A 7,942-nucleotide genomic window follows, 5' to 3' on the forward strand; every position below is an offset into this window, starting at 1 on the left:
GTACGCTCTCGCCCTGTACCATATGAGTACATATGTTCACGCAGCTTATCATCTGTATGTAAAGTATTCCCTGCCACATCACTATTAAACTCTCGGGTTATGTATTTAGCGAAAACTATACTTAACATGATTCTTTCCTTTCCTGACTACCCTTCCGGGTTCCTTTTCCTAAGTCATTTTTTATTGGTGTGTCCTGATTTTCTTCTTTTATTTGACCACCTAAACTGTACTCTACCACAAATATAATTATTTGTCATTACACCGCTGGTATAAAATTATTTTATCCCCGGCTGCTTCAAGCTCCCTCTCTATCCAGGTCATGATAACATCCACCAGATACTCCTGCTGTCTTGGACCAAGCTCCACTCCCGGGGCAAATGTATGCCACTTACGTATGCATTCCCGGCAGCATGTAGCCGTCGCATGCTGTGCCACAAATACCGGATGTCCCCGCATGGGAGTCTGCTTTCCGTCATTTGGTATGAATGCCGGAGCTTCCCTCTGCGCTATGAAATCCCGTGCATGCTGTCTTATGGTATCCAGCCCCTTTTCATGTATATAGTCGATATCTTTCTGTGTCAAATGAAATCCACTGCGAAATTTCGACCTTCCCAGACGCTCAAAAAGCCGGGCGTACCATTCTTCCTTTGTCAACCCTATCATCTCCATTTATAAGTGTCATCGTATTTCCTCCGTATGAAAACTGATTATAGAAGCTGATTAAGCCTCTGTGTCTAATATATATCTAATCCGTACATTTTCCAAGTTCATTGTTCACTGTCTCACGAATCTAATATAAAAACCTCTCATATAAAAATTTGTTGAAAAAAGTCCATAAAAAAACTCTTGCTACTCGTATATATATTGAGAGTTGACGATATACCAGTTACAATAAATCATCGGGACGATACGATGGGCTTTACAATAAGGAGGTTTCAACTATGAAAAAACGAATGACAGCATTACTACTCAGCGCCTGTATGTGTGCAGGTCTTGCCGGCTGCGGCACAAATACACCGGGGAATAATCCCGGTCACACCAAAACTGATTCGTCGGTCACTTCCCTCACTGACAACATCACTGTGACTTCGGTCAAAACGGATATAACATCATTTGACCAGCTAAAGAACGGAATCAATGAATTCTCTATGAATATGTATTCTGCACTTCCAGCTGACGAGAACATATTTTACTCGCCTTACAGCATTTCAAGTGCACTGTCCATGCTGGATGTAGGTGCAAACGGTGCAACAAAAAAAGAGCTCGAAAATGCTCTCGGCATAACAGATCTTGACGAGTGGAATGCTGAAATGAAGACATATCTGTCAAAAGACTGGTCACAGAATACATTTGTCAACACAGCAAATTCAGTATGGATGAACAAGGATACATCCTGGTCAGCTGACATAGAAAAGGATTTCCTTACACCTGCCAAAGATTACTACTCAGGTGAGGTGTATGAAGCAGACTTCAACGGTCAGCCGGACAAAGTTGTACAGAATGTCAACAATTGGGTCAGCACAAACACTAACAAGATGATCCCTGAAATCTTAAAGGAGATTCCTGGTGGAACCGTAATGATGCTCATAAACGCAGTTTACTTCGAGGGGAAATGGGATACTCCTTTTACCGAGGATAAAACTTTTCAGAGCAGCTTCTACGGAACCGACAAGGAAAGCGTTGTTGATATGATGCATCTCTACGGTGAGCACTTCACATACATGGACAACGGTGAGATCAAAGGAATCACTCTTCCATACGACGGCGACAATGTTGTCATGAAGGTGTTCATGCCAACCGCCGATGACGGAGACATAAATGAACTCTTTGACAAACTAAGCAACGAAGAAAAACAGAAGCTCATCGACTCTCTGGATAATGCCAACAACGTAGAGATCGATACACTCCAGCTCCCAAAATTCACAGATGAGCAGAGCATTGACGGTCTCGATGAAATTCTTCAGAACATGGGAATAAGATCTGCATATTCAGACAGCGCAGACTTCTCCAAGATTGCCGACGGAATCGCAGTCTCATCTGTAAATCACAGGGCAAAGGTTATCGTGGACGAGAACGGAACCAAGGCCGCAGCAGAGACAGACATCATGGTCAAGGAAACAGCAATGATGCCAAGTGAAGAAACATATAACTTTATTGTGGACAAGCCATTTGTGTATGTGATTGAAGATCAGAGCACAGGAATGATCCTGTTCATGGGCAGGGTGAATTCGCTGTAATTTTTGATTATCGACACATACCAGGACTTGCTTCAGCAGCTTTTACTCGCAAAAAATGGAACATTTTCACTTTTCTTTGCGAATATCAAAAAAGCACACAAGATCTCAAAATCTTGTGTGCTTTTTTCTATAGGCCCACTATTCCGACTTTCTCTCTGAATTCTCATTGGATTCTGTCGTGTCATCTGTTTCTCTGAGATTCTTCTCCCGTATATACTGGATCGCCTCTTTTATAGCTGCTTCCTCCTCATCCTTTGCTATCTTTCTTGCATAGGATACAGTCTTTACGAGGTTGGCTATGAGTATAATGGCAAGCGGAACAAGAATTATGGGTACAAATATAAGTGGGTTAGACACAAGCCTCACTATCTTGCCAAGTATGAGTGACGACCACACCACCCTGCCAAGCAGGTCTCTTGAGTCCACATCATAACGGTCCACCACATTATTGGCGTCGCCCTTTGTAATATACCTATAATTATTACCATCCGTCTCTATCGAGACAACTCTATGTGTATTTACCGCACCAGAAAGAGCCGGATCCGATGAATAAAATGATATGACATCATTCTCATGTATGGATGCCAGGGCTGTCTGCTTAACAATTGCCTGGTCTCCCCCATTTTTCAAATAATACAATATTGTATATCATAATGACGTATTATTATATGGGAAAATGTCAAGTATTCATGTATTAGTAATCTGTTTTTGTGCATATTGCAATATTGCATATGTGCACTATGTTCTACATTCTATCGTCTTGTGAAAATATCGGACCTACTGAGCGGTTGTCACACGGCACCAGTCAAGTACAGCCGAGTAAGAAGCCATCACACTCTCATGCATCTTGCAGATCATATCCACATCAAGTTCTTTAACCGCATTCTCCAGCTCCTGCGCCTCATCGCCCAGCTCCATGGCTCCGATCGTTCTGGATGTACTTTTTACCGTATGTATCAATATCCTGTAGCCGTCCCAATCTTTTTCATCATAAGCCTTCTGTATCTCTGCGCGCTTGTCGTCAGCTGCATACATTGATATGATTTCTTTCAAAAAGTCTTCACTGCCCCCGCAGTATGTAAGACCTTTCTCGTGGTCAATGTGAACTTCTTTACAAGATATGTCTAAATCCTGTTTTGAAAACCCATCTCGAGTCATATTTTCACATTTTTCTACCGCGCAAGTCTCTTCCGTAGCTTTATTCTGTTTTCCCATAACATCTGTTTTTTCGTCTACGGTTCCGGCACCCATTGTTGGGCTTTCCCGATCTTCATCACATACCGTCGGATCCACCAGCTTATCCTCAGGTATATATCTCATCAGGATATCTTCCAGCACCTCCGGCTGCACCGGCTTGCTGATATAATCCTTAAATCCTTCCGCCAGATACATCTCTCTTGCACCCATGACAGCATTTGCAGTCATGACTATATATGTACTCCTGCCACACAGGCTGTCGCGCATGAGCATAGCACGGTGAAATGTCTCCATGCCATCCATCTCAGGCATCATGTGATCCATAAGGATGATATCATACCTGTACTTTTTTATAAGCTCCAGACACTCGGCACCGCTGGCACAGGTCGAAACCTTCATACGTGTAGGCTTAAGCATCATCTTGATAACTTTCAGATTCATGACATTGTCATCCACAACAAGAACACTGACATCCGGGGCACACAATTTGCTCTTATACGTCTTTCTCTCCTTCATATACTGTCTGTGCCTGTCCTTAAAATCGCCTATTCTCTCATCGGACAGACGTTCCTGGCTGATTTTTACCACAAATGTAGTCCCATGTCCATACTTACTGTGGCAGGTTATACTTCCACCCATCATTTCCACAAGGTGATATGTGATGGCCAGTCCAAGTCCTGTCCCCTCTATAGATCGGTTATTCGACAGATCAAGCCGCTCAAAATCTTTAAAAAGTCTCTCCTGATCTTCCTCTTTTATTCCGATTCCAGTATCACGAACAGCCATGACCAGTTCCACATTATGGGGATCTGCACCATGATCCTCCATATGGACGGTCACTCTGATCGAACCTTTCTTCGTATACTTCACAGCATTTCCAATAAGATTTATCAGGATCCGGCATATTCTGGCGGAATCGCCTTTCAGATCATTGTACAAAATCTCCTGAACCTCGGCATCAAGCTCCAGATTCTTCTGTCTTGCTCTGGACTCCATAACAGACAACACATTGCTGAGCAGCTGGCTGAAATGATATTCCTCATTGACTATCTCCATCCTGCCCGATTCTATCTTGGAGAAATCCAGCACATCCCTCACCAGATCTACCAGGATATCACTTGAGCTCTGTATATCCCTGGCACATTTCATGGTTTGTTCCTCGTGTGTCTCTCTCATTATTATCTCATTCATCCCCACTATGGTATTTAGCGGAGTCCTGATCTCATGGGACATATGCGCAAGGAACTCGGATTTGGCATGGTTCGCCACATCAGCATCATTCTTCGCCCTGGTAAGCTCCTCATTTATCTGCTCTATCTCCTCTAGTTTACACTTGTATACGGCATTCTGGAATCTCACTATGGATCCGATAACTATGCCGAATATTATAAGGCTCTGGAGCATGTCTACATACACACTTCTCTCATTTGCCAATGGGATCACCAGTTCTGGGTATTTATACGAGACTATGTAACATGCAACCACCATTATGATCTGGACAGCCAGCATGACATAGCAAAACATGCCATCTATCAGAAGGAATGAGAATATCATGCCTAAGCCAAACCAGAAACCCATACCGCTGTACGCTCCGCCCGAGGTGAAGAACATCATCGGAAATGCCATCAAAGTTATAACAAAAACGATCACTATAGCACTCTGTCTCACCATCTTTTTTGCATTTGCAAGGTAAATGCATATGCCGAGCACAGCCAACGCGGTCAATATGGCAACATCTTGTATAAGTGGAGTTTTGATGATCAGGCTCGCTATAAAGCTGATGATTCCGCCAACGGTGCCTCCACCTGTAATTATATTAAAGAGGAGAAGCTGCATATCCGTATCATTGTTGAGCATCTTCTTCCAAGGTACAGCCTTTGAACTTTTTTTATCTGATTTCTCATTTACTATCTTCCCCAAAGTGTCCCCCCATCTGTATTTAACCGATAACTCCGTACAAGGTCTCAAGGAAAACTATTGGAAGGAACGGCTTCGTAATATAATCCTCAACCCCCATCTGTCTCGCTCTCTCTATCAGCTTATAATCCTTATAAGCTGTTACGAATATGACCGGTACGTCTGTGATCTTTCGTATCTCTTCCAGCGTCTGGAATCCATCCATGTCTGGCATCTCGATATCGAGCAATACTAGGTCTATCTGCTGATTTCCCACTATGTCTATGGCCTGCTTTCCGCTCTCAGCCGCAATGACCTTGTAGAGAGGCTCGTTTTTGCAGATATTCTCTATAAGTCTGATATTTATCTTCTCGTCATCTACAACAAGGATATTGCTGACCATCTTCTCGACCTGTCTCATGTTGTAGTCTTCATCCTCATCAATCATACTGAGCATGACTTCTGCAATGTCCGGATCAAACTGACTGCCCTTGCCCTTCTCCATCTCATCGCGCACTATCTTCTGTGGCAGGGCGTATCTGTAGCTTCGGTTGGATGTCATGGCATCATAGCTGTCCGCCACCGCTATGATCCTTGCACACCTCGGTATATTTTCTCCCTTCAGCCCACTTGGATATCCTGTTCCATCGTACCTCTCGTGGTGATACTTTGCGCCCACCGCCAGTTCCGGAAATGCATTTATATTCTTGAGAATATGGTATCCATTTACACAATGAAGCTTTATCATGGAGAATTCTTCATCCGTAAGTCTTCCCGGCTTGTTGATTATGTTGTCCGGAATACGTATCTTGCCCATATCATGAAGCAGTGCTATCTGATATATCTCGTCCTGCTCCCTGATTGTTCCGCCCATCCGCTTCACCAGCTCACGGCTGTATCTGGCAACACGCACGGAGTGGCCTTTTGTGTATTTGTCCTTTGCATCTATCGTCTTGGCAAATGCCTGCATGACCATATTATTCAGGTCTGTGAGTTCGTTATTTGTCTCATCGAGCTGGCTCATGATTGCATCCGTACTATTCTTGGATCTGGTACAGAAGAACACTATAATTATATATAAAACTATTCCAACGCCTATATCGTAGCCTATCAGGTTTCTTATTCCGTGGTACAGCTTCTCATTTGTGATGACCATGACCACATACCATTCATCAACTATGGAACAGCTGAAAACCGTCACCTTCTTGTCATCAACAACCGCTTGAAATGGTTCGCCGTCATTGTCCGTTATGCCCTTCATGAGTGCAGACATTTCACCCTGAGTATAGTCCTGTCCTACATCTTTCTTGTCTAAATGGGTTATCACCAAGCCTGACTTGTCGCAGACGAATGCATATCCCTGACCATTTAATTTGATATTTTCCGTCTCAGCCTGTATTTGATCCAGAGTTACATCCAGAGATATTACGCTCACACCATCATAGAGTAACTGGCTGACTGACATCAGAATATCACCTGTCTGCGCATCGATGTACGGCTGGCCCAGGGTTGGCTGGCCGTCTGCCGCCACTGCTGCCTTGTACCATGCCCGCTCCTGAGGAACATAATCATCGTCGGGAACCCAGCCTATACCATCCAGGTATTCGCCGTTTATAAAGCCATATACGCCTGTGAATGCAGCATCTATATCCTGGAGATAATAATCTGATTCATTCGTGAGAAAGTTCAGTATATCCTGCTCCGGCCTGCCTTCTCTCATCATATGCTCCACAGTGATCTTCGTAACTTCCACCGCATCCACGGCTCGATTCAGATACGAATTCATATATTCCTGCTCCTGCTTAACAGTCTCTGCCGCCAAAGCCAGAGTATCATTCACTGACTTCTTATAAAATGTCATGATCGTACACAACGACAGTACCACAATTGCCACAAAACTCACTATCAGCGTCAGTATATACTGCCTCTTGCTTGCATTCTTCATACCGAATCCCCCATCTCACGTACATTATTCCGGTCCCAGATCAGCTCAAGTTTATACTTACATATAAATATAATTGTAACACACTACCACCATTAATCAAATATTTAATGGGGACGGAGGTCCGTCCCCAGAGATAAATGACACCCGTTAGAGCGCGCCATGGCGCGCAAACAAAAACAACCTCCTGGCGGTTTCCCACCAGAAGGTCGTCAATCCCTACCCCGAAGAGGCAGGCCATTGCATACATATTGTCAAATGTAGGAAGGCATTCGCCCCTCTGCCACTTGTAGATCGATACAGGTTCATTGAACCCGAGAAATGCCTGCAATGCTTTTACGGTGATTCCTTTCTGCTCTCTCACTTCTTTGATCCTCTTGCCTGTTGCGCAAAGATCGATCATTGGAAAATTGTTCTGTGTCATAAATGATACCTCCCATTGTAAATGCTATAAACTATCTGACTACCAATATCTCCAATAGTCTTATAACTGGGTCAATATCCCGAACACTAATAATAAAATATGTCAGAAGGAATCTACAGATACTATAACACAAATAAACCACAGGTTAAAAGTGATATGTACCCAGAATCCTGGACACATATTTATGAACTAGGCTGAACACATGGATGCTATCCTGTATTGTACAGGTGGCATCCATTTTGTTTT

6 protein-coding genes are annotated in these 7,942 nt (G+C 43.5%); 1 reads left to right on the top strand and 5 read right to left on the bottom strand.

What is annotated here, in order from left to right; all coding sequences use genetic code 11:
* Positions 1 to 246: 246 nt before the first annotated feature.
* On the bottom strand, positions 247 to 654 hold the full coding sequence (locus tag OCV54_RS13000; RefSeq protein WP_022215784.1) for a DUF4186 domain-containing protein: 408 nt from the start codon (positions 652 to 654) through the stop codon (positions 247 to 249).
* A gap of 287 nt (positions 655 to 941) precedes the next feature.
* Here OCV54_RS13000 and OCV54_RS13005 point away from each other — a divergent pair, with 287 nt between their 5' ends.
* Positions 942 to 2,237 (top strand): serpin family protein, encoded by a 1,296-nt coding sequence (locus OCV54_RS13005; protein WP_055224446.1) that lies wholly within the window; start codon positions 942 to 944, stop codon positions 2,235 to 2,237.
* 138 nt (positions 2,238 to 2,375) lie between these two features.
* Here OCV54_RS13005 and OCV54_RS13010 read toward each other — a convergent pair whose 3' ends face one another.
* From OCV54_RS13010 to OCV54_RS13025, 4 genes are all read right to left on the bottom strand, one after another.
* A complete protein-coding gene (locus OCV54_RS13010) occupies positions 2,376 to 2,867 on the bottom strand; it encodes a S24/S26 family peptidase (RefSeq protein ID WP_262563501.1) in 492 nt (163 codons plus the stop codon).
* A 147-nt stretch (positions 2,868 to 3,014) separates the two neighbouring features.
* A complete protein-coding gene (locus OCV54_RS13015) occupies positions 3,015 to 5,354 on the bottom strand; it encodes an ATP-binding protein (RefSeq protein WP_055224450.1) in 2,340 nt (779 codons plus the stop codon).
* A gap of 19 nt (positions 5,355 to 5,373) precedes the next feature.
* Positions 5,374 to 7,275, bottom strand: a complete 1,902-nt coding sequence (locus OCV54_RS13020; RefSeq protein WP_055224452.1) for an HD domain-containing phosphohydrolase — start codon at positions 7,273 to 7,275, stop codon at positions 5,374 to 5,376.
* A 40-nt stretch (positions 7,276 to 7,315) separates the two neighbouring features.
* Complete coding sequence (locus tag OCV54_RS13025) at positions 7,316 to 7,696, bottom strand: helix-turn-helix domain-containing protein (RefSeq protein WP_156327933.1); 381 nt, start codon at positions 7,694 to 7,696, stop codon at positions 7,316 to 7,318.
* Positions 7,697 to 7,942 lie beyond the last annotated feature (246 nt).

The organism is Coprococcus aceti, assembly GCF_025567285.1.
GTDB lineage: Bacteria > Bacillota > Clostridia > Lachnospirales > Lachnospiraceae > Coprococcus > Coprococcus aceti.